This is a genomic window from Cellulomonas fimi, assembly GCF_028527925.1.
Lineage (GTDB): Bacteria > Actinomycetota > Actinomycetes > Actinomycetales > Cellulomonadaceae > Cellulomonas > Cellulomonas fimi_C.
Genome location: NZ_JAPESW010000045.1, coordinates 12,460 through 31,970 on the forward strand (window position 1 = coordinate 12,460; position 19,511 = coordinate 31,970).

The following is a 19,511-nucleotide window of genomic DNA, read 5'->3' on the forward strand; positions in this document are numbered from 1 at the left end:
ACGACGGGGTCAGGAGACGCCGGGGCCGACCGGACGCCAGCCGTCGGGGGTCGCGACGCCGTCGACGAGGCGGTCATGCGGCTCGCGCGGCAGGGGCCGGGTCTCGGCGTCGTACAGCTCCTCCGGGAACACGATCGCGATGACGGGTGCGCCGGGGCGTGCGTGCTGCAGCGCCCGGTCGTACCAGCCGCCGCCCTGACCGAGCCGGGCGCCGGAGGTGTCCACGGCCAGCGCGGGAGCGAGCACGACGTCGGCCTCGGCGAGCGCGGCCGCCCCGAGCGTGGGCCCGCCGGGCTCGGGCGGGCGACCCGGCGCACGCTCGCGCAGGTCGTCGGCGCCCGCGTACTCGGCCCAGTCCCGCTGGAGCCCGGACCCGAGCACGGGCAGCAGCAGACGGACGCCGCGCGCGGCGAGCGCGTCCAGCAGCGGCACGGTGCCCGGCTCGGAGGGGCGGGCGGCGTAGACGGCGACGCAGGTCGCGTCGGCCACCGCGGGGATCGCGGTCACCACGTCGGCGAGCGCCTGGGCCGCCGCCTCACGTCGTCGGGGGGAGCGGGCGTGGCGCGCGTCGCGGATCGACCGCCGCAGCCGCTCCTTCACCTCCTCGACCTCGTCGCCCTCGGCGGCGTGCGGGTACGGCTGGGCGACGCTGCTCATGGGTCCAGTCTGGCCCACGCGCCCGGCGTCGGGGGCGCGTCTCGGCCGTGAACGTCGACACGACACGGGTCCCAGCACATGACGGGGGCGGGAACGACGGACCAATGTCACGGGTCGCGTGACGCCCGCCACTGCGCTCGCGCACCCCGTCGACCTAGCATCGCAAGATGAGCGCCCACGGACTCGCACAGGCCCAGCGCAAGATGACCGACGGCGGGGTGCACCCGACCGCGGTCGACGTGTTCACCCGCTTCTACGGACTCCTCGAGTCGGGGGAGACGGGGATGATCCCCGAGAGCGGCGTCCGGCCGCTGACCGACGTGCCGCACCTGTCGGACCTCGACGTCGACGACGCGGCGGCACGCGACGCGCTCGCGGTCACGGCGGTCGTCAAGCTGAACGGCGGCCTCGGCACGTCGATGGGCATGGACCGCGCCAAGTCGCTGCTCCGGGTCCGCGACGACGCCACGTTCCTCGACGTCATCGCCGGTCAGGTCCTCGCCGCGCGCGAGGCGACGGGTGCGCGCCTGCCGCTCGTCCTCATGAACAGCTTCCGGACGCGCGACGACACGCTCGCGGCGCTGTCGGGCTACGCGGACCTGGTCGTCGACGGCCTGCCGCTGGACTTCGTGCAGAACCGCGAGCCCAAGCTGCGCGCCGACGACCTGACGCCCGTCGAGTGGCCCGCGGACCCGGACCTCGAGTGGTGCCCGCCGGGCCACGGCGACCTGTACACGGCGCTGCACGCGTCGGGCGTGCTCGACGCGCTGCTCGACGCGGGCTTCCGGTACGCGACCGTGTCGAACTCCGACAACCTCGGGGCGTCGCCCGACGCGCGCATCGCCGGCTGGTTCGCGGCGACGGGTGCGCCGTTCGCGGCCGAGGTCGCGCGCCGCACACCCGCGGACCGCAAGGGCGGCCACCTCGTCGTGCGCGAGTCCGACGGCCGGATCGTGCTGCGCGAGTCGGCGCAGACCCCGAAGGACGACGCGGACGCGGCCGGCGACATCGACCGGCACCGCTACTTCAACACGAACAACCTGTGGCTCGACCTGCGGGCGCTGCGCGCCGAGCTCGACCGCACGGGCGGCGTGCTCGACCTGCCGCTCATCCGCAACGAGAAGACCGTCGACCCGGCCGACAAGACCTCGACCAAGGTCGTGCAGATCGAGTCGGCCATGGGCGCGGCGATCGAGGTCTTCGACGGTGCCGCCGTCCTGGAGGTCGACCGGTCCCGCTTCCTGCCGGTCAAGACGACGAACGACCTGCTCGTGCTGCGGTCCGACGTGTACCGCCTCGAGCCCGACCACCGGCTCGTCGCGCAGGTCGACGCGCCGTTCGTCGACCTCGACGAGGACCACTACAAGGTCATCGCGGCGTTCGACGCGCGCGTTCCGGCGACCCCGTCGCTCGCGAAGGCGACGTCGCTCCGCGTGCGCGGCGACTGGACGTTCGGCAGCGGCGTCGTCGTGACCGGCGACGCCGTGCTCGACGACCCGGGCACTCCGTCGCAGGTGCCCGACGGTGCGACCGTGGGCCCGGACGGGCTCGCCTGACCCCTCGCCGACCCCGTCCGGACCGCCCCGAGGGCCGTCGACGGTGCACCGCGTCGCCGGCGGCCCTCGTCACGTGTCGGGACCCGACGTCGTGGCCGACCACGGCCGACACGGCCGAGGCGTCCGGCGGGCACGCACGCGACGGCAGGGCAGAATGCGCGCATGAGATCGGTCCAGGACCACCTGGCCGCGGTGCTCGCCGCGGTCGGCCCGGTCGCGCCGCTCGACGTGGTGCTGCACGACGCCGTCGGCTGCATCCTCGCGGAGGACGTCGTCGCCGGCCGCGACCTGCCGCGGCAGGCGCTCGCGGCGCGCGACGGGTACGCGGTCGCGGCGCACGACACCGCGGTCGCCGCCGGGTACGCCGCGTCGCGCGCGCTGCCCGTGGCCCACGACGTGCGCCCCGGGCTGGAGGCGCCGCTGCGCCTGGTCCCCGGGCAGGCCGTGCGCGTCGCGTCGGGTGCGCCGCTGCCGCTCGGTGCCGACGCCGTCGTCCCGCTCGAGGAGACCGACCGCGGCACCGCGCAGGTCGCGATGCAGCGCCCCGCCGTGGCGGGTCAGCACGTCCGGCCTGCCGGGTCCGACGTCCGCGGTGGCGAGAAGGTGCTCGCCGCGGGCACGCGCCTCGGGGCGCGGCAGCTCGCGCTCGCCGCGGCGCTCGGCCGGGGCCGGCTGCGGGTCCACCCGACCCCGCGCGTCGTCCTCCTGTCGGTCGGCGACGAGCTCGTCGAGCCCGGCACGGTCGGGGCGCGCGACGGCGCGACGTTCGAGGCCGACGGGCACGCGCTCGAGGCCGCCGTGCGCGACGCGGGGGCCAACGCCGTCCGGGTCGGGATCGTCGCCGACGACCGGGCGACCCTGCGCGAGGCCCTGGACGACCAGCTCGTCCGCGCCGACCTCGTCGTCGTCACCGGCGGGCTGTCCGAGCTCGCGCACGACACCGTCAAGGACGTGCTCGCACCGCTCGGGACCGTCCGGCTCGACCAGGTCGCGATGACGCCGGGGTTCCGGCACGGCTTCGGGTCCGTCGGCGACGAGCTCGGCCGGGACCGCGCCGTCCCGATCTTCGCGCTGCAGGGCCACCCCGTCGCCGCGCAGGTGTCGTTCGAGGTGTTCGTCCGACCGGCGCTGCGGGCGATGGCCGGCCACGCCGAGCTCTTCCGCCCGTCCGTCGCGGCGGAGGCGACGAGCGGCTGGGTGTCGCCGCCCGGGCTGCGCCAGTTCGTGCCCGCGACCGTCCTGGGGTCGCCCGACGAGGGCTACCGCGTGACGCCCGTCGGCGAGCCGTCCGCACCCACCGTCCGTGACCTCGCCCACGCCAACGCGCTGGCGGTCGTCGGCGAGCAGGACCTCACCGTGCACCCGGGGCAGGTCGTCCACTGCCTGGTGCTGGAGGGCTGAGGTGGCGCGCAGCAGACGGTGCGGGCGCGCGCAGCAGCACGCGCCGGGAGCGGAGCGGAACCTCGGCCCGACCACGGACCTGGAGGGCTGATGTCCGCCGTGGACACCGCGCGTCGAGGCGGTCGCTGATGGCGGTCGGGTGGCCTGCCGTCCTGCAGGACGGGCCGGTGCGGCTGCGGCCGCTGCGACGGCGCGACCAGGACACGTGGATGGAGCTGCGGTCGCGCAACGCGGGCTGGCTCGAGCCGTGGGACGCCACGAGCCCCGAGCCGCCCCCGGCGGTGCGCCCGACGTTCGGCGCGTTCGTCCGCACGCTGTCGGCGCAGGCGCGGTCGGGGGCGACGCTGCCGTTCGCGGTCGACTTCGAGGAGCGGCTCGTCGGGCAGCTCACGGTCGCGTCGATCGCCTACGGGTCGCTGCGGTCGGCGAGCATCGGGTACTGGGTGTCGGAGCACGTCGCGGGCCGGGGGATCACGCCGACCGCGGTCGCGCTCGCGACGGACCACTGCTTCGGTGTGCTCGGCCTGCACCGCGTCGAGATCAACATCCGGCCCGAGAACCGGCCGTCGCTGCGGGTCGTCGAGAAGCTCGGGTTCCGCGACGAGGGACTGCGCGAGCGGTACCTGCACATCCAGGGCCGCTGGTGCGACCATCGGACGTTCGCGCTCACGACCGAAGAGGTCCCCGACGGACTGCTCGCCCGCTGGCGGGCGACCCGTGGAGCCTCCGCGGGGTGACGCGCCACCCGACACGCCGATATGGTCCCGGCGAGTGCGCGGAACGACCCCTACCGTCGTGACGTGGACGATCTCGCAGGCCTCGTCGCCTTGGCGCTCGTGGCTCTGTGGGGGGCCTACCTGGTGCCGCACAAGCTGCGGCACCGGCAGCAGCTGCTCGAGTCCCGGGCGGACGACCGGTTCTCGGAGGCGCTGCGCGTGGTCGCCGTGAGCGAGCGGACGGGCCGGCTCCGCCGGTCGGGGACGTTCCGACGGTCGCGCGAGGCGCCTGCGGTCGGATCGGCCGACTGCGGGACGACGAGCGGCGGATCGCCGGGGCTGCTGACCCCGGGCGCAGGGCTCCCGGTGCTCCATGCCGGGCCCGGAGGAGGAGGTGCCACCGTGGACCGACCGACGGCGACGCAGGACAGGATCACCGCCGACGCGGCCCGTCGTGCCGCGCAGGCGCGTGCGGCGAGGGCGGCCTCGGTCGCGCGCCGAGCCGCGGCCGCGCGGCGCCGTGCCGTGCTCGCGGGCGTGCTCGTGGTCGCGACCGTCGCCGGCTGGACCGTCGCGGGACTCGCCCCGACGGTCACGTGGGTCGCGGGTGCCGTGCCGAGCCTGCTGCTCGGCGCCGTGCTCGTGCTCGGCCGTCGTGCCGTGCTCGCGGGCCGTGCCGCGGACGCCGCGTGGGAGGCCCGCATGGCCGACGAGCGCCGCGTGTCCGGCGGCCCGCGCACGGGTGCGATGCGCGCGGTCGCCGAGGCGTCCCGGGCGTCGACGCCCCCCGCCACCGCCCCCACGAGTGCCGCGACGGGCGCCCAGCCGACCGTCCGTGCGTCCCGTACGGAGCACGCGACCACCGCCCATCCCGCGGCGCGCACCCCGGCGACGCCGTCCCACGAGGGCGAGCACGAGCACGCCGTCCCGCACGCGATCGTGACCGGCCGAGCCGTGCACCCGTCGGAGGCCAGCACCGAGGTGTTCGCGCGGATCGTCGAGGACCGTGGTGAGGCCCCGGCTCCCGCGCGGCACGCGTCGACCGGCCAGACGCCCGTCGTGCGCACCGGCGTCGCGGACCGCATGGCGAAGCCGACGACCGACAGCGGGACCACGCCGTCGGGCACCGACGCGACGACCGACGAGGACGGCGCCTGGTCGCCCGTCCCGGTCCCGCGCCCGACCTACACGATGAAGGCCACCGCCCCGCGCCGTGAGCCGGTCCCGCTCGAGGACGCCGACACGTCGGCGGCCGCGAAGGCCGCACCGGTGGCGGACACGGCGACCGAGCCCGCCACGCAGGTCGCGGCCGAGGTCGCGGAGCCGCCCGCCGCGACGACGGGCAGCATCGACCTCAACGCGGTCCTGGCCAAGCGCCGGGCCGCGGGGGAGTGACCCGATTTCACGAACGACCCTGGCGGGGTGCTAGTCTGTAGCCCGCTCGCGGGGCTGTGGCGCAGTTGGTAGCGCGTCTCGTTCGCAATGAGAAGGTCAGGGGTTCGAATCCCCTCAGCTCCACCGCAAGCCGAAGGCCGGACCCACCAGGGTCCGGCCTTCGTCGTTCTGCGGGTGTTCCGAACGAACACGCCAGGCGTTCGCGGAGGTGGCGCGCACCTGCACGCCGGTCGGACGCCTCGGGCGACCGACCGACCGGGCGCTCCGCGCGAGACCGTGCGCGGTTCGCGGTGGCGCGTCGGCCTGAGCGGCGCGCGTCAGGTCAGTCCTCGTCGCGCTCCTGCGGCCTCGCGGTCTCGTGGTCGATCTCGGCCTGCTCACGGGCCGCGCTCGCCCATCGGCGGTCCTCCGCCGACCCGAGGCGGTCCTGTGCGGACATCTCGCGGTCGGCAGCCGCGGCGCTGCGGTCGAGGGCGTCCGAGTGCCTGACGTCCTGTGCGTCGTCGAGCAACTCCGTGAGGTCCTCCCGGGCCATCTGCGCCTCCGACTCCGCCATCTCGCGCGCGATGATCGCGTCCTCGAGGGCGGACCGGGCGTTCCGGGCCGCGTCGTGGGCGCCCTCACGCTGGGCGCTCGAGCGCCGTCGGACCTCCTCCGCCCACAGCCGGTCGCGGATGGTCTGGTCGCGTGTCCGCCTGTCGTTCTCCCGCTGGACGGCCCACTCGTCGCGGGCCGTCGCGTCCGCGTCCCGTCGTCCTGCCGCGACGTCGCGCGCGTCGGCGTCGTCGTCCCGATCCGCGCCCTGAGCCGGTCGCATCATCGTCCGACGGTAGCGCGCCGCCCGCGTCGGTCGCAGGCGGGAGACGGCAGCGTGGGACACGGTCCGGGCTGCCAGGACGGCGGACACAGCCGCCGCCGCCGACCGCTGTGTCCGCGGTCGGGTCAGAGGGCCTCGGGGTCGTCCGTGACGTCCTGGACCGAGACGTCGACGTGCACGAGCGAGGTCGGCGGCGTGTCGAGGGCCAGCGTGGCGGCGACGGCCGCGGCCGCCCGCGCGCGGATGCGGCCCGCCAGTGGGACGAGCGGCGTGCCGAACAGGGCCACGACCTCGACCGTCAGCCGGTCGAGGTCGCCGTCGGAGGTGGTCGTGCAGGTGATCCGCAGCGCGGCCGCGTCGCCGAGCCCGTCGAGCGCGGCGCGCACCTGGGCGACGAGGACGGTGCTCGCGACCCAGAGCTCACCGTCGGCCGACCGTCCGCGGATCGGCGCAGCGGGGCGGAAGGCGCGGACGGCCGCGGCGACGACGTCGTCGCGCAGCGCGACCCAGCCCGCGTCGGTGTGCTGACGCAGGGCCCGGGTGGCCTGGTCGAGGACCTGCTGGCCGTTCACCGCCACTCCTCCATCCGCTTGAGCAGGTGCGCGCGTGCTCGGTGGAGCTGACCTCGCACGGTACTCGCGGTGGTCCCGGAGATGTGCGCGATCTCGTCGTAGCTCAAACCCTCGACCTCGCGCAGGAGCCAGGCGGAGCGGGGACCGTCCGGGAGCTCGCGGAGCGCCACGTTGAGCGCGCCCAGCAGGTCCGAGCGCTCGAGGGAGCGTTGGGGGTCGGCCACGCGCGGGTCGGCCCGCTCGTCGAGGCTGAACGGGAGCGGGAGCGCGCCGCGCGCCCGTCGACGCTGCAGCGAGCGGACCTTGTGGGCCGTGATCGAGAACAGCCAGGTGCGCAGCGAGGACCGGCCCTCGAACTGCGGCAGCGCGGTCCACGCGGAGGCGAACGCCTCCTGGACGCAGTCCTCGGTGTCCGCCGGGTCGTCGAGCATGCGCCGCGCGTAGCGGTAGAGGGCGGGCCCGTGCCGGTCCACGATCGCCCCGAACGCGGCGTGGTCGTGCAGCGCCGCGCGCCGGGCGAGCACCGCGTCGGGGACCCCCTCGTCGTCCACCCTTCGCACACTCCCGCGGCGCCGCAGCCCGCGCATCCGGAACGGATCGTGGCGGCGCGCGTGACGAATCCGGCGCTGCGGCGACCAACTGTGCGTCACGTCGCGGCACCGCCGGCTCCGGCCCGCTGCGGCACCCGTCGAGAGAGGCCACCATGACCGAGTCCTCCGCCAAGACCGTCACCACCCCGCAGGGCGGGCCGCGCCAGAGCGCGCTCGTGACGCCCGAGGGCACCACCACCATCGCCGACACCGTGGTGAGCAAGATCGCCGGCATCGCCGCGAGCGAGGTGTCCGGCGTGCACGCGCTCGGCGGCGGGGCCGCTCGGGCGATCGGGACGCTCCGCGAGCGCATCCCCGGCGCGCGCACCAACCACTCGCAGGGCGTCTCGGTCGAGGTCGGCGAGACCGAGGCCGCGGTCGACCTCGACCTCGTCGCCGAGTACGGGGTCTCGATCACGGACCTCGCGAACGGGATCCGCCGGAACGTCATCAGCGCCGTCGAGCGCATGACGGGCCTGCGGGTCGTCGAGGTCAACGTCGCGGTCAACGACGTGCACCTGCCGCAGGACGACCCGCAGCCGGCGCCGCCGCAGGAGCAGCGGGTCCAGTGAGCGACCTGACCGCCCCCGGGCGCGGCCACCCGGTCGACGAGCAGGTCCGACCGCCCGCCCCCGGCCGTGTCCTGGCGGACGTCCCCGGACCGGGCTCGCCCGCCGAGGTCGTCGCCGCCGTGGTGCTCGCCGTGCCCGGTGTGGTGCGGCTGCACGGGGGGCCGTTCGGCGGGCTCGGCACGTACCTGCCCGGTCGTCGGGTGACGGGCGTGCGGGTCGACGACGGCGGCACCGAGGTCCACGTCGTCGTCACGGCGACGCAGCCCGTCGCGGCCACCGCCGCGCGGATCCAGCGGGCCGTGTCCGCGGTCGCGCCCATGCCCGTGCGGGTGCACGTCGAGGACCTCGACGAGCCCGTCGTCCCGACCGAGGAGTGACCATGTCATCTGCTGCCGTGGGCCTGTTCGCCGGCCTCCTGCTCGCCCTGATCGCCGCCGTCGGGGGCTTCGCGATGTTCCTGCTGGCCCTCGTGCTGGGTGGGCTCGGCGTCGCCGTCGGGCTCGCCGTCGACGGGCGTCTCGACGTGACCGGTGCGCTGACGGGCCGGCGCCGTGGCTGACGTCGACGTCGACGCGCGGGGATCGACGACCATCGCCGACCGGGCGCTCACGGCGATCACGCGTCAGGTCGCGCTGCAGGTGCCCGGGGTCGCGTCCGAGGAGCACGCGGGCACCGTCGAGCGCACGCTGGGCCGCGGCCTGCCCCGGGTGTCGTGGCACCGCGCGGGCGACCACGCCGCCGTCGAGGTCGACATCGCTCTGGAGTGGCCCGCCTCGGCCGCCGTCGTCACGACCGCCGTGCAGGAGGCCGTGGCGCACGAGCTGGCGCGGCAGGCGGGCCAGAAGGTCGGGCGGGTCGACGTCCGCGTGCGCGACGTCGTGCGGGGCGTGGCCGCGCGCCCGGTGGCGAGGGTGCGATGACGCAGACGCAGCCCCGGACACCGGCCCCGGCGACGGGGGCAGGGCCGGCGGCGGGGCAGGCGCCGCCGGCGAGGTTCGCGCCCGCCCGGGACGCGAGCCGGTCCGCGCGCGCCGGCGTGCTCGGCATCGTGCTGGCCGTGCTCGTCGTCGCGCTGGGCGTCGCGTGCGTGCGCGAGGCGCTCGTGGCGGACGGCCGCATCGACGGCACGCCCTGGCTCGCGCCCACGGTGGACCGGATCGACGGGCTCGCGCCGTCGGTCGCGGTCGCCGCGATCGGCGCCGCCGTGGCGCTGCTCGGGCTGTGGCTCGTCCTGCAGGCGTTCGGCAGGCGCCGGCGGACGAGACTCGCGGTCTCGACGGCCGGGCCCGGGGCGCCGAGCGGCGTGACCATCGGCGTGGTGGACGCGGCGCGGCTGGCCCGGGTCGCGGCGCTCGAGGTCGACGACGTGCTCGCCGCTCGCGCCATGGCGACCCGCCGGACCGTCACGGTGACCGTGACGGTCCCTCCCGGCGCTCAGGTGGTCGGCCAGGTGCAGGCCGCGGTGGCTCGCCAGCTCTCGCCGTTGAGCGCGCCGCCGTCCGTCAAGGTCGTCAGCAGGGTCAGCGACGAGCTGCGCAGCGAGGGGACGGGATCGTGAGGCGCTCGGTGCTGGCGGTCGACCGCGTCCTCCTGCTCCTGCTCGGCCTGGTACTGGTCGTGGCGGGCGTCGCGGCGGTCGGCTGGCAGGTCGGGTTCCTGTCGGACGTGTGGCCCTCGGCGCCGGACCGGCTCGCGGTGGACACGGAGACCGTCACGCAGACGTCGGGCTACCCCGTGCTGCTGGCGCTCGCCGGCGTGCTCCTGGTGGGTCTCGGCCTGTGGTGGCTGGTCGCGCACCTGCCCCGGCGGTCGGTCGGTGCGCTCCGGCTGCCGGCGGGGGACCGGGCGGGGCGTCTGACCGTCGATCCCGGACCCGCCGTCGCCACCGCCGCCGAGGTCCTGGCCGAGGCGTCCGACGTCCGGGCGGCGCGCGGGTCGGTGCTGCGGGACCGGGGCGAGCTCGTCGTGCGGCTGCGGGCGACCGTGGACCCGGGGGCGGACCTGCCCGCCGTCGTGGCCGCGTGCGACCGCGTCCTCGCCGACCTCGCCCGTGTGCTCCCGTCGGACCGGCTCCGCTCGCGGGTCGAGATCAGCGTCCTGCGTGAGCCCGCGGCCGCACCGCGGGTGCAGTAGCCGCCGTGCGATCGTCGGGACGCGGACGGCCGAAGGGCCCGGACCGAGTGGACGGTCCGGGCCCTTCGAGCCTGGTGCGTGCCGCTGTCGTGCGCCGGGGCGGGCGCGGCGACCTCAGAGGACGCTGCGACGGCGACGGCCGCCCGCCACCGCGGCGACGCCGATCGCGGCGAGGCCGATCTGCAGGAACAGCTCGATCCAGTCGACGCCACCGGTGTCCCGGACACCGATGAGCGTGGCCAGCCACGTGCCGACCAGGGCGGCCACGATCCCGACGACGATCGTCAGGAGGATCGAGATGCGCTGACGGCCGCGCACGAGGAGGCGTCCGAGGATGCCGACGATCGCACCGATGATGATCGCGCTGATGATGCCTTCCGGGGTCATGGACAACTCCTTGACATATCGGGGGTCATTCCGGTAGCCGGAACGCTAGGGCCGATCGGGTGAGAGCGCGCGGCGAGCGGACGGCATGCGGCGCGCATCACCCGACAGAGTGGTCGAAAACCGGACAGAACGGGGCAGGGCGACCGCCCGATGCGCTCGCATCCTGGACGCGCGGGCATGATGGGCCGGTGCCGCGCCCCGACCGTCCCCGCCTCATCCAGACGCTGCGGGGGTGGGTCGACCCGCTCGTCGTGATGATCGTCGCGGTCCTCCTGCTCGGCCTGCTGCTGCCCGCGCGGGGCGCGTTCGCCGACGTGCTCGGCACGGTCCGGACGTGCGCGATCGTGCTGCTGTTCTTCCTGTACGGGGCCCGGATGCCCACCCGGGAGGTGCTCGACGGGCTGCGGAACTGGCGTCTGCAGGGGTCGATGCTCGCCGCGACGTACGTGGTGCTGCCCGTGCTCGGGCTGCTCGTGCAGCTGCTGCCCGACGCGGTCCTCGCGCCCGACCTGCGCCGCGGCGTGCTCTACCTGACGCTGCTGCCGTCGACCGTGCAGTCGTCGGTCGTGTTCACGTCCGTGGCCCGCGGCAACGTCGCCGCCGCGATCACGGGCGCGACGATCTCCAACGTCTCGGGCATCGTCCTCACGCCGCTCATGGTGGGCGTGCTCATGACGGCGACCGGCGGCGCCCACGGCGGTTCGCTGACCGGCATCCTCCTGCAGCTGCTTCTGCCGTTCGCCGTCGGGCAGGTCGTCCAGCCGTGGATCGGCGGGTGGGTGCGCCAGCACCCGCGGCTCACGCGGACGACCGACCGCGGCACGATCCTGCTGGTCGCCTACACGTCCGTGAGCCAGGCGTCGGTATCGGGCGCGTGGGACCACGTGACGGCGGTCGCGATCGTCGTGCTCGTCGGCGTGTGCGCCGTGGTGCTGGCGGCGGTGCTCGCGGCGTCGTGGTGGGGCGGCGCGTGGCTGGGCCTCGACCGCGCCGACCGCGCGGCCCTCGTGATGGTGGGCTCGACCAAGTCGCTCGCGACCGGCCTGCCGATGGCCGCCGTCCTGTTCACGCCCGTCGTCGCAGCCGGTGTCGCGCTGCCCGTCATCGTCTTCCACCAGCTGCAGCTCGCGACGTGCGCGGTCATCGCCCGCCGCATCGCCCGCGTCCAGTAGCGTGCCCCCGGCGCCCGTCCCCGGCGCCCGCCCCCGAGAAGGAGTACCGGTGCGGAACGTCGCCGTCATCCCCCGTCCCGTCCTGCTGGAGAGCACGGGGGAGGAGCCGTTCGTCCTGTCGGCCCCGACCATCCTGGTCGTCGACAGCGCCCCCGAGCTCGTCGCCGTCGGCGTGCTCGCGGCCGACCTGCTCGGACGCCTGTCCGGGCGGCCCGTCGAGGTGCGGTACACCGAGGGCGGCGCGCGCAGCGTCGTGCGGCTCAGCGTGGTCGACGACCTGCCCGCGTCCGACGAGGCGTACCGCGTCGTCGTCACCCCCGACCGCGTCGACCTCCAGGCACGCACGCCCGCGGGCCTCGTGCGTGCCGTCGTCACGCTGCGGCAGGTCATCCAGGACACGGGCGACGGCAGGCTGACCATCGCCCCCGTCCGGATCGAGGACCACCCGCGCTACACGTGGCGCGGCCTGTCGCTCGACGTCGCACGGCACTTCTTCACGGTCGACGACGTGAAGTCCGTCATCGGGCTGCTCGCGCACTACAAGCTCAACGTGCTGCACCTGCACCTCACCGACGACCAGGGCTGGCGTGTGCACCTGCCGTCGCGCCCGCACCTGACGCGCGCGTCGGCGTCGACGTCCGTGGGCGGCGGCCCGGGCGGCTTCTACAGCCCCGCGCAGCTCGCGGATATCACCGACTACGCCGCCTCGCGGGGCATCCGCGTCGTCCCCGAGATCGACGTGCCCGGGCACGTGAACGCGGCCACGCACGCGTACGGTGAGCTCACCCCGAGCGGCGAGCCGACCGACGAGTACACCGGCATCGAGGTCGGGTTCAGCCGCCTGCACGACGACCTGCCGGCGACCCACGAGTTCCTGCGGGACGTGTTCACCGACCTCGCGGCGATGACGCCCGGCGAGTACGTGCACGTCGGCGGCGACGAGGTCCTCACGATGGACCACGACGAGTACGCCCGCCTCGTGGGGTACGCGTCGTCGGTCGTGCGCGCGGCCGGCAAGAAGGTCGTCGGGTGGCAGGAGATCGCCTCGACGCCGCTCGAGCCTGGCACCGTCGTGCAGTACTGGGACATCAACGCCGACCCCGCGCCGTTCGTCGCCGCCGCCCAGGCGGGCGCCCAGGTGCTCATGTCGCCCGGCTCGAAGGCGTACCTCGACATGAAGTACGACGCGAGCACGGCGCTGGGGCTCGAGTGGGCCGGGCACATCGAGCTGCGCGACGCCTACGAGTGGGAGCCGTCCACGCTCATCCCCGGGGTGCCGGCGGAGTCCGTCGTCGGCGTGGAGGCGGCCGTCTGGTCCGAGACGCTGACGAACCTGACCGAGCTCACGTCGATGCTGCTGCCGCGCCTCGCCGCTGTCGCGGAGGTCGCGTGGACGGCGCCCGAGCAGCGCGACTGGGACGACTTCGCGCAGCGGGTCGCACAGCACGGCGCCTTCTGGGACCACGTGGGGTTCGCGTGGTACGCGAGCCCGCAGGTCGCCTGGCCGGCGACGGACGCGCCCGACGCGGGCTGACCTCGCACCACGTCGAACGAGCGCCGCTCGACGCCGACCGGCGCTCGGCGGAGCGTCAGGCGGGGGGCGTCACACCCACTGGCTCATCCACATGTGGCTGTGCCAGAAGTCGTACGGGATCACCATGCCCGACCAGATCGGGTAGAAGAACACGCTCACGGCGACGACGAGCGCGAGCAGCACGCCGACGCACCAGATCGCGACCCGGCGCTGCCGCGCGCCGAGCTCCTCCTTCGGGCCGATCACGAGCCCGAGGACGTACGTCAGCGTGAGCACGACCCAGGGCAGGAACGCGATCGAGTAGAACGTGAAGATCGTGCGGTGCGCGTACAGGAACCACGGCAGCCAGCCCGCGGCGATCCCGGACAGCACCGCTCCGGCGCGCCAGTCGCGGAACCGGATCAGCCACACCAGTGCGACGAGGATCGCGGCCGCGCCGCACCACCACAGCACCGGGTTGCCGAGCGCGGTGATCGCCTGCGAGCACTGGTCCGCACCGCACGCGTCGACCGCCGCCTGACCCTGCAGCCCCGAGACCTCGGTCGGGTAGTAGAAGGACGTCGGCCGCCACTGCACGATCCAGCCGAGGGGGTGCGCCGCGTACGAGTGCGGCGTCTCCAGACCGTTGTGGAACGCCCACATGTCCTGGTGGTACTTCCACAGCGAGCGCAGCGCGGGCGGCAGCCACTCCACGCCCTGACCGGGGTTGAGCGCGGCCCACTGCCGGTTGTACGCGTCGGTCGACGCGAACCACGACCACCACGACGCCAGGTACGTGACGACGCCGATGCCGACCATCGCGACGCCCGCGACGACGCCGTCGCGCAGCACGCCCGCGCGCGCCCAGTGCCGCACGCCGACCGCGCGGCGCGCCGTGACGTCCCACGCGACCGTCATGAGGCCGAACACCGCGAGGAAGTAGATGCCGGACCACTTGGTGCCGATCGCGAGCCCGAGCAGCACCGCGGCCGCGAGGCGCCACCAGCGCCAGCCGAGCCGCGGACCCCACCCGAGCTCGCCGCCTGCGTCGATCACGACCGCCGCACGTTCCGCGAGCCGGCGTCGGGCCCGCTCGCGGTCGATCAGCAGGGCCCCGAACGCGGCCAGGACGAAGAACGTGAGCACCGGGTCGAGCAGGCTGATGCGCGACATGACGATCGCCTCGCCGTCGACCGCGAGCAGCAGGCCCGCGACCACGCCGAGCGCGGTCGACGCGAACAGCCGCCGCGCGATGCGCGCGATCATCAGCACCGACAGCGTGCCGAGGATCGCGACCGACAGCCGCCACGCCGCCGACGAGTCCGGCCCCCCGCCGAGCTGGATGCCCAGGCCGATGACCCACTTGCCGACCGGCGGGTGGACGACGTACGACGCGACCGTGCCGAGCCCGCTCATGTCGCCGGACTCGAATGCCGGGTTCGGCTCCGCCGACCACTGCGCCTCGTAGCCGCGCGTGACGAGCGACCACGCGTCCTTGACGTAGTACGTCTCGTCGAAGACGAGCTTGTGCGGGCGACCCAGGTCCCAGAACCGCGCGATACCCGCGAGCACCGTGACCGCGATCGGCCACAGCCAGCCGATCAGGCGGTCGCGCGGCGTCGCGTCGAGGGCCAGGCGGTCCGCACCGAGCAGCGTGCGCAGCAGCCGCTCGCGCGTCGGCAGCGGGGGCTCCTCCTCGACATGCTTCTCCAGGTCGACGGTGCTGTCCGGCTCGCCGTCGACCTCGGGCGTGCCGGCCGGCACGTCGAGGCGCCCGTCGCGGGCGTCCGGGGCGTCCGTCGGGGCCGGCGCGTCGGTGCGCTCGTCGGGTGCGTGCTGCGCGTCCTTCGGGGTCGGGACGCCGGGGGCCGCGTGCGCGGACGGGTGGCCCGCGCGGACGTCAGCGGTGCCGCCGTCGCCGGCGCTCGCCTCGTCGGCGGGAGCGCGCGGGGGCGTGGGCGCGCTCTCCTCGTTCACCACGTCGGGCTCCGTCACCGTGACGGCACCCGTCACCGACGCGGGGTGCGGGTCCGGGGCGTCGCCCGAGGGCGCGTCCGGGTGGTCCGGGAGCGCGGCGTCGTCGTCTCGCGTGGGCGGCACGTCGGTCATCGTAGGGGTGACCCCTGTGCCGGTGGCCAGGGGCGGACGAGGGGTGGACGCGCCAGGTGGCAGGCTGTCGGGCGTGACCGGTCCCGACGCGCGCGACGCCGACAACCTCCCCGACCCGCGGGGCGCCGCCCTGGAGCCGGCCGGTGGTCGCCTCGTGCTCGCCGCCACGCCGATCGGCAACACCGACGACGCGTCCGCGCGGCTGCGGACGCTGCTCGCGGAGGCCGACGTCGTCGCCGCGGAGGACACGCGCCGGCTTCGCGCGCTCGCGGCGCGGCTGGGCGTCGAGGTGCGAGGGCGCGTCGTCAGCCACCACGAGCACAACGAGGCGGAGCGCGCGGCGGACCTGCTCGACGTCGTCGCCGGGGGCGGCACGGTCGTGGTCGTGACGGACGCGGGCATGCCCGCCGTGTCCGACCCCGGGTTCCGGGTCGTGACCGCCGCGGTCGCCGCGGGCCTGCCCGTGACCGCGGCGCCCGGCCCGAGCGCGGTGCTCACGGCGCTCGCGCTGTCCGGGCTCCCGACCGACCGGTTCTGCTTCGAGGGGTTCCTGCCGCGCAAGCCCGGCGAGCGCGCGCGGGCGCTCGCGGACCTCGCCGACGAGCGGCGGACGATGGTGTTCTTCGAGGCGCCGCACCGGCTCGACGACGTGCTCGACGCGATGGTCGAGGCCTTCGGTACCGAGCGGGCCGCCGCGGTGTGCCGTGAGCTCACGAAGACCTACGAGGAGGTGCGGCGGGGTCCGCTGCGCGACCTCGCGGCCTGGGCGCACGACGGTCAGATGCGCGGGGAGATCGTCGTCGTGGTGGCCGGCGCCGACCGGCCGCGTGCCGCGTCGACGACCGACCTGGTCGCCGAGGTGCTCGCGCGTGCAGACGCGGGCGAGCGCCTCAAGGACGCCGTCGCCGAGGTCGCGACGGCCGCCGGCGTGCCGAAGCGCGACCTCTACGCCGCGGCTCTGGCCGCCCGTTCGCGCTGATCCCCCGGCGCGCCGACCGTCGCCGCGGACAGGACGCCGGCCCGTCAGCGAGGCGGAGACAACCGCTGCACGGTGCGGCATCGATGTCGCGCTCCCGAGCGGGAGTCGCACGTCGCCGGTGACCCGCGCGGACGCACCAGGTGACGAGCGGCGCGCCGACGGGCAGGATCTGAGAGGACAGGGTGGGGAGGATCCGATGTCGCAGGCGCGCCCGATCGGCTACTGGGTCAAGCTCGTGGACCGGCTGCTCGAGGTCGGCCTCGACGCCGAGCTCGCCCGCGACGGCCTGACCCGGCGGCACTGGCAGGTGCTGGCGGTGGTGCAGGAGGACGGACCGGTCGACGAGATCGCCGTCGCGCGGGCGCTCGCACCGTTCGACACGGCGGCGGGGGAGCCTGTCGGGACCGCGGAGCTCACGCTGCTGGTGTCGCGCCGGTGGATGGTCCGGGAGGGCGCCGGCTACGTCCTCACCGACGACGGGCGCGAGCACGTCGCGGCGCTCGCCGATCGCGTGCAGGGGTTCCGCGAGCGCATCGCCGAGGGCATCACCGCCGACGACTACGCGACGACGCTCGCGGTGCTCCAGCGGGTCGCCACGAACCTCGGCTGGGCGTCGCAGGACGACTGACCCGGCCGCACGACGGCCGGTGTCCGCACGACGGCCGGCGTCCGCACACGGCAGACTCACCCGCGCGTCGGCGACGGGACGCGGCATGCGACGGCGACCGACCGGCTCCGCCGGGGCGACACCGTGCGGGCGCCGGGGACGCGGCTAGAGGTCTGACGACGCGACGAGCTCGGCTCCCGCGGCACGCATCTGCTCGCGCGCGACCTCCCCGAGCTCGGGCGTGACCGGCGCGGTCAGGTCCGTCAGGACCCGCGTGCGCAGCCCGAGCCCGACGGCGTCGATCGCGGTGGACCGGACGCAGTGCGACTCGGCGAGCCCGACGACGTCCACGTCGGTGATCCCGCCGTCGGACAGGATCTGGGCGAGCCCGCGCCCCTCGCCGTCGACGCCCTCGAAGCCCGAGTAGGCGGCGGCGTACTGGCCCTTCTTCACGCTCGCCTCCGGCACGATCGCGGACAGCGCCGGGTGCAGGTCGGCCTCGGCGGTGCCCGCGACGCCGTGCGGCGGCCATGTGTCGACGTAGTCCGGCTCGTCGCTGAAGTGCGTACCGGGGTCGATGTGCCAGTCCTGCGTCGTCACGACGAGGTCGTAGCGCTCGCGGTGGTCCGCGATGTAGAGCGCGATGTCGCGCGCGACCGCGTTGCCGCCCTCGACGGGCAGCGCGCCGCCCTCGCAGAACGTGGGCTGCACGTCGACGACGACGAGCGCCCGGCGTGTCGGTTCCGCGGTGCTCATGGTGACCTCCTCCGGCGCGACGCTTCCGCGTCCAGCCTCGCACGCGGGGTGGCGCGCGGCACGGCTGCGTGCTGCGCTGGGGCATGACCTCGGGCACGACCTGCGACCTGCGACGCGTCCCGCGCGGAGCGGGCCGACGCGCGGCCGCGCTCGTCGCCGTCCTGCTCGGCGCCGCCGTGCTCGGCGCGGGCTGCACGACCGGCGGGGGCGTCGGCAGCGCGGTGACGCCGACGGGCACGTCCGCGCCGCCGCGGTCGGCGTCGCCCGGCGCGTCGCCCGGGCCGTCGGGACCCGCGGCCGTCGAGGTCGCCGAGGTCGCGGACGTCACGACGGGGCTCGACGTGCCGTGGGGCATCGCGTTCGTGGCGGACGGCTCGGCGCTCGTGACCCTGCGCGACGAGGCGCGACTGGTCCTGGTCGCGCCCGACGGCGACGTGCGGGACGTGACGGGCCCGGGGGCGGACGCGCTCGCGGACGTCGTGGCCCCGGGCGGCGAGGGCGGCCTGCTGGGCGTCGCGGTTCTCCCCGAGGGCGGTCCGACCGACGACGGCGCCACTGACGACGGCGCGACCCAGGACGGCGCCACCGAGGACGGCGCGACCGTCGACGTCGTGCTGTACGCCACGACGGCCGACGACAACCGGGTGCTGCGCGGCACGCTCGACGGCACGACGCTGGGCGCGCTGACCCCGGTCCTCACCGGGATCCCGCGCGCGCGCAACCACGACGGCGGGCGGCTCGCCGTCGGCCCCGACGGGTACCTCTACGTGACGACGGGTGACGCCGGGCAGCCGGCTCGCGCGCAGGACCCCGCGTCGCTCGGCGGGAAGATCCTGCGCGTCACGGCCGACGGGGCGCCGGCGCCGGGCAACCCGGACCCGGGGTCGCCCGTGTGGAGCCTCGGGCACCGCAACGTCCAGGGCCTCGGGTGGTCGTCGGACGGGCGGATGTTCGCCGCCGAGTTCGGCCAGAACACGTGGGACGAGCTCAACGTGGTCGAGCCGGGCGGCAACTACGGCTGGCCCGTGGTCGAGGGGGCGGGCGGCACGGACCGGGGCTTCGTGGACCCGGTCGCGACGTGGCCGACGAGCGACGCGTCGCCGAGCGGGCTGGCCGTGACCGACGAGGGCGTCTACCTCGCGGGCCTGCGCGGCGAGCGGCTGTGGCGCCTGCCGCTGCTGCCGCCCGTGCCCGGCGACGCGCGCGCCGGGCTGGGGGCGCCGCAGGCGCTGCTCGTCGGCGAGCACGGCCGGCTGCGCGCGGTGGCACCCGCACCCGACGGGTCGCTGTGGGTCCTGACGAACAACACCGACGGCCGCGGCGACCCGCGCGACGGCGACGACCGGATCCTGCGCGTCGTCGTCCGCTGACCTGCGACACGCCCGGGACGGATCGCCGCGACACGCCGACCGATTCACCCGTTTCGCGCCACGCGGGCGTGCGCTCCCTGGTGCCGGTCTGTCCGGTCAGTACCCTTTGCCGCGCCGGAACGCGTCGCTCGTCGGCCACGTCGCGACCGGGTCCACGAAGCCCCGGTCCGTGCCGCCCGCCCCCTCGACCACGGGCCAGCCGTAGTTGC

General features: G+C 75.7%; 22 protein-coding genes and 1 tRNA gene. 16 read left to right on the plus strand and 7 right to left on the minus strand.

The features are described 5' to 3' along the window. Window positions 1-9: 9 nt before the first annotated feature. Window positions 10-657, minus strand: coding sequence for a 5-formyltetrahydrofolate cyclo-ligase (locus tag OMK64_RS16365; protein WP_272729422.1), 648 nt, complete (start codon window positions 655-657; stop codon window positions 10-12). Between the two features lie 167 nt (window positions 658-824). Here OMK64_RS16365 and OMK64_RS16370 point away from each other — a divergent pair, with 167 nt between their 5' ends. The 5 genes from OMK64_RS16370 to OMK64_RS16390 all read left to right on the plus strand — a co-directional run bounded on the left by OMK64_RS16370 (window position 825) and on the right by OMK64_RS16390 (window position 5,848). After that, entirely contained in the window at window positions 825-2,213 is a 1,389-nt protein-coding gene (locus OMK64_RS16370) for a UTP--glucose-1-phosphate uridylyltransferase (protein ID WP_272729423.1), read from the plus strand. 162 nt (window positions 2,214-2,375) lie between these two features. Then, window positions 2,376-3,614 carry a molybdopterin molybdotransferase MoeA gene (locus OMK64_RS16375; RefSeq protein WP_272729424.1) on the plus strand — a complete coding sequence of 413 codons (1,239 nt, stop codon included), beginning with the start codon at window positions 2,376-2,378 and terminating at the stop codon, window positions 3,612-3,614. Window positions 3,615-3,742: 128 nt separating this feature from the next. Beyond that, window positions 3,743-4,351, plus strand: coding sequence for a GNAT family N-acetyltransferase (locus OMK64_RS16380; RefSeq protein WP_272729425.1), 609 nt, complete (start codon window positions 3,743-3,745; stop codon window positions 4,349-4,351). 63 nt (window positions 4,352-4,414) lie between these two features. After that, the gene (locus tag OMK64_RS16385; protein ID WP_272729426.1) at window positions 4,415-5,725 is read left to right on the plus strand and encodes a SepX/GlpR family protein; all 1,311 of its coding nucleotides are present in this window, start codon (window positions 4,415-4,417) and stop codon (window positions 5,723-5,725) included. 50 nt (window positions 5,726-5,775) lie between these two features. Then, window positions 5,776-5,848, plus strand: a tRNA-Ala gene (locus tag OMK64_RS16390). Window positions 5,849-6,047: 199 nt separating this feature from the next. Here the strand turns inward: OMK64_RS16390 and OMK64_RS16395 are convergent. The 3 genes from OMK64_RS16395 to OMK64_RS16405 all read right to left on the minus strand — a co-directional run bounded on the left by OMK64_RS16395 (window position 6,048) and on the right by OMK64_RS16405 (window position 7,665). Beyond that, on the minus strand, window positions 6,048-6,545 hold the full coding sequence (locus OMK64_RS16395) for a hypothetical protein (protein ID WP_272729427.1): 498 nt from the start codon (window positions 6,543-6,545) through the stop codon (window positions 6,048-6,050). A gap of 122 nt (window positions 6,546-6,667) precedes the next feature. Further along, a complete protein-coding gene (locus OMK64_RS16400) occupies window positions 6,668-7,114 on the minus strand; it encodes a hypothetical protein (RefSeq protein WP_272729428.1) in 447 nt (148 codons plus the stop codon). Continuing rightward, window positions 7,111-7,665, minus strand: a complete 555-nt coding sequence (locus OMK64_RS16405) for an RNA polymerase sigma factor (RefSeq protein WP_272729429.1) — start codon at window positions 7,663-7,665, stop codon at window positions 7,111-7,113. Before OMK64_RS16405 ends, OMK64_RS16400 begins: the two co-directional genes overlap by 4 nt. A 152-nt stretch (window positions 7,666-7,817) precedes the next feature. On the opposite strand from OMK64_RS16405, the gene OMK64_RS16410 reads away from it, so the two are divergent. The 6 genes from OMK64_RS16410 to OMK64_RS16435 are packed head-to-tail and all read left to right on the plus strand — an operon-like array spanning window position 7,818 to window position 10,409. Then, entirely contained in the window at window positions 7,818-8,276 is a 459-nt protein-coding gene (locus OMK64_RS16410; protein ID WP_272729430.1) for an Asp23/Gls24 family envelope stress response protein, read from the plus strand. Then, the gene (locus tag OMK64_RS16415) at window positions 8,273-8,653 is read left to right on the plus strand and encodes a hypothetical protein (protein WP_272729431.1); all 381 of its coding nucleotides are present in this window, start codon (window positions 8,273-8,275) and stop codon (window positions 8,651-8,653) included. The genes OMK64_RS16410 and OMK64_RS16415 overlap by 4 nt, the downstream gene beginning before the upstream one ends. A 2-nt stretch (window positions 8,654-8,655) precedes the next feature. Further along, window positions 8,656-8,835 carry a DUF2273 domain-containing protein gene (locus tag OMK64_RS16420; RefSeq protein ID WP_272729432.1) on the plus strand — a complete coding sequence of 60 codons (180 nt, stop codon included), beginning with the start codon at window positions 8,656-8,658 and terminating at the stop codon, window positions 8,833-8,835. Further along, on the plus strand, window positions 8,828-9,196 hold the full coding sequence (locus OMK64_RS16425) for an Asp23/Gls24 family envelope stress response protein (RefSeq protein ID WP_272729433.1): 369 nt from the start codon (window positions 8,828-8,830) through the stop codon (window positions 9,194-9,196). Before OMK64_RS16420 ends, OMK64_RS16425 begins: the two co-directional genes overlap by 8 nt. Next, window positions 9,193-9,834, plus strand: coding sequence for a hypothetical protein (locus OMK64_RS16430; protein ID WP_272729434.1), 642 nt, complete (start codon window positions 9,193-9,195; stop codon window positions 9,832-9,834). Before OMK64_RS16425 ends, OMK64_RS16430 begins: the two co-directional genes overlap by 4 nt. Continuing rightward, window positions 9,831-10,409: a hypothetical protein gene (locus tag OMK64_RS16435; protein ID WP_272729435.1), complete on the plus strand. Its 579-nt coding sequence runs from the start codon at window positions 9,831-9,833 to the stop codon at window positions 10,407-10,409. The genes OMK64_RS16430 and OMK64_RS16435 overlap by 4 nt, the downstream gene beginning before the upstream one ends. A gap of 114 nt (window positions 10,410-10,523) precedes the next feature. On the opposite strand, the gene OMK64_RS16440 is transcribed toward OMK64_RS16435, so the two are convergent. Then, the gene (locus OMK64_RS16440; protein WP_272729436.1) at window positions 10,524-10,796 is read right to left on the minus strand and encodes a GlsB/YeaQ/YmgE family stress response membrane protein; all 273 of its coding nucleotides are present in this window, start codon (window positions 10,794-10,796) and stop codon (window positions 10,524-10,526) included. A gap of 188 nt (window positions 10,797-10,984) precedes the next feature. Here OMK64_RS16440 and OMK64_RS16445 point away from each other — a divergent pair, with 188 nt between their 5' ends. Next, window positions 10,985-11,968, plus strand: coding sequence for a bile acid:sodium symporter family protein (locus tag OMK64_RS16445; RefSeq protein ID WP_308201792.1), 984 nt, complete (start codon window positions 10,985-10,987; stop codon window positions 11,966-11,968). Window positions 11,969-12,017: 49 nt separating this feature from the next. Next, window positions 12,018-13,502, plus strand: coding sequence for a beta-N-acetylhexosaminidase (locus OMK64_RS16450; RefSeq protein WP_272729437.1), 1,485 nt, complete (start codon window positions 12,018-12,020; stop codon window positions 13,500-13,502). 69 nt (window positions 13,503-13,571) lie between these two features. On the opposite strand, the gene OMK64_RS16455 is transcribed toward OMK64_RS16450, so the two are convergent. Continuing rightward, window positions 13,572-15,581, minus strand: coding sequence for a dolichyl-phosphate-mannose--protein mannosyltransferase (locus tag OMK64_RS16455; RefSeq protein ID WP_272729438.1), 2,010 nt, complete (start codon window positions 15,579-15,581; stop codon window positions 13,572-13,574). Window positions 15,582-15,720: 139 nt separating this feature from the next. On the opposite strand from OMK64_RS16455, the gene rsmI reads away from it, so the two are divergent. Both rsmI and OMK64_RS16465 read left to right on the plus strand, forming a co-directional pair. After that, window positions 15,721-16,569, plus strand: coding sequence for a 16S rRNA (cytidine(1402)-2'-O)-methyltransferase (rsmI, locus tag OMK64_RS16460; RefSeq protein WP_272729444.1), 849 nt, complete (start codon window positions 15,721-15,723; stop codon window positions 16,567-16,569). A 196-nt stretch (window positions 16,570-16,765) separates the two neighbouring features. Continuing rightward, window positions 16,766-17,197, plus strand: a complete 432-nt coding sequence (locus OMK64_RS16465) for a winged helix DNA-binding protein (protein ID WP_272729439.1) — start codon at window positions 16,766-16,768, stop codon at window positions 17,195-17,197. A gap of 144 nt (window positions 17,198-17,341) precedes the next feature. On the opposite strand, the gene OMK64_RS16470 is transcribed toward OMK64_RS16465, so the two are convergent. Further along, window positions 17,342-17,932, minus strand: coding sequence for an isochorismatase family protein (locus OMK64_RS16470; RefSeq protein ID WP_272729440.1), 591 nt, complete (start codon window positions 17,930-17,932; stop codon window positions 17,342-17,344). 83 nt (window positions 17,933-18,015) lie between these two features. Between OMK64_RS16470 and OMK64_RS16475 the strand changes: the two genes are divergently transcribed. Continuing rightward, complete coding sequence (locus OMK64_RS16475) at window positions 18,016-19,302, plus strand: PQQ-dependent sugar dehydrogenase (protein WP_272729441.1); 1,287 nt, start codon at window positions 18,016-18,018, stop codon at window positions 19,300-19,302. Window positions 19,303-19,511: the final 209 nt, after the last annotated feature.

Bases quoted from the DNA above. Each gene is read 5' to 3' on its own strand.
- OMK64_RS16365 (WP_272729422.1), bottom strand. From the start codon at position 657: ATGAGCAGCGTCGCCCAGCCGTACCCGCACGCCGCCGAGGGCGACGAG.
- OMK64_RS16370 (WP_272729423.1), top strand. From the start codon at position 825: ATGAGCGCCCACGGACTCGCACAGGCCCAGCGCAAGATGACCGACGGC.
- OMK64_RS16375 (WP_272729424.1), top strand. From the start codon at position 2,376: ATGAGATCGGTCCAGGACCACCTGGCCGCGGTGCTCGCCGCGGTCGGC.
- OMK64_RS16380 (WP_272729425.1), top strand. From the start codon at position 3,743: ATGGCGGTCGGGTGGCCTGCCGTCCTGCAGGACGGGCCGGTGCGGCTG.
- OMK64_RS16395 (WP_272729427.1), bottom strand. From the start codon at position 6,545: ATGATGCGACCGGCTCAGGGCGCGGATCGGGACGACGACGCCGACGCG.
- OMK64_RS16410 (WP_272729430.1), top strand. From the start codon at position 7,818: ATGACCGAGTCCTCCGCCAAGACCGTCACCACCCCGCAGGGCGGGCCG.
- OMK64_RS16420 (WP_272729432.1), top strand. From the start codon at position 8,656: ATGTCATCTGCTGCCGTGGGCCTGTTCGCCGGCCTCCTGCTCGCCCTG.
- OMK64_RS16430 (WP_272729434.1), top strand. From the start codon at position 9,193: ATGACGCAGACGCAGCCCCGGACACCGGCCCCGGCGACGGGGGCAGGG.
- OMK64_RS16440 (WP_272729436.1), bottom strand. From the start codon at position 10,796: ATGACCCCGGAAGGCATCATCAGCGCGATCATCATCGGTGCGATCGTC.
- OMK64_RS16465 (WP_272729439.1), top strand. From the start codon at position 16,766: ATGTCGCAGGCGCGCCCGATCGGCTACTGGGTCAAGCTCGTGGACCGG.
- OMK64_RS16470 (WP_272729440.1), bottom strand. From the start codon at position 17,932: ATGAGCACCGCGGAACCGACACGCCGGGCGCTCGTCGTCGTCGACGTG.
- OMK64_RS16475 (WP_272729441.1), top strand. From the start codon at position 18,016: ATGACCTCGGGCACGACCTGCGACCTGCGACGCGTCCCGCGCGGAGCG.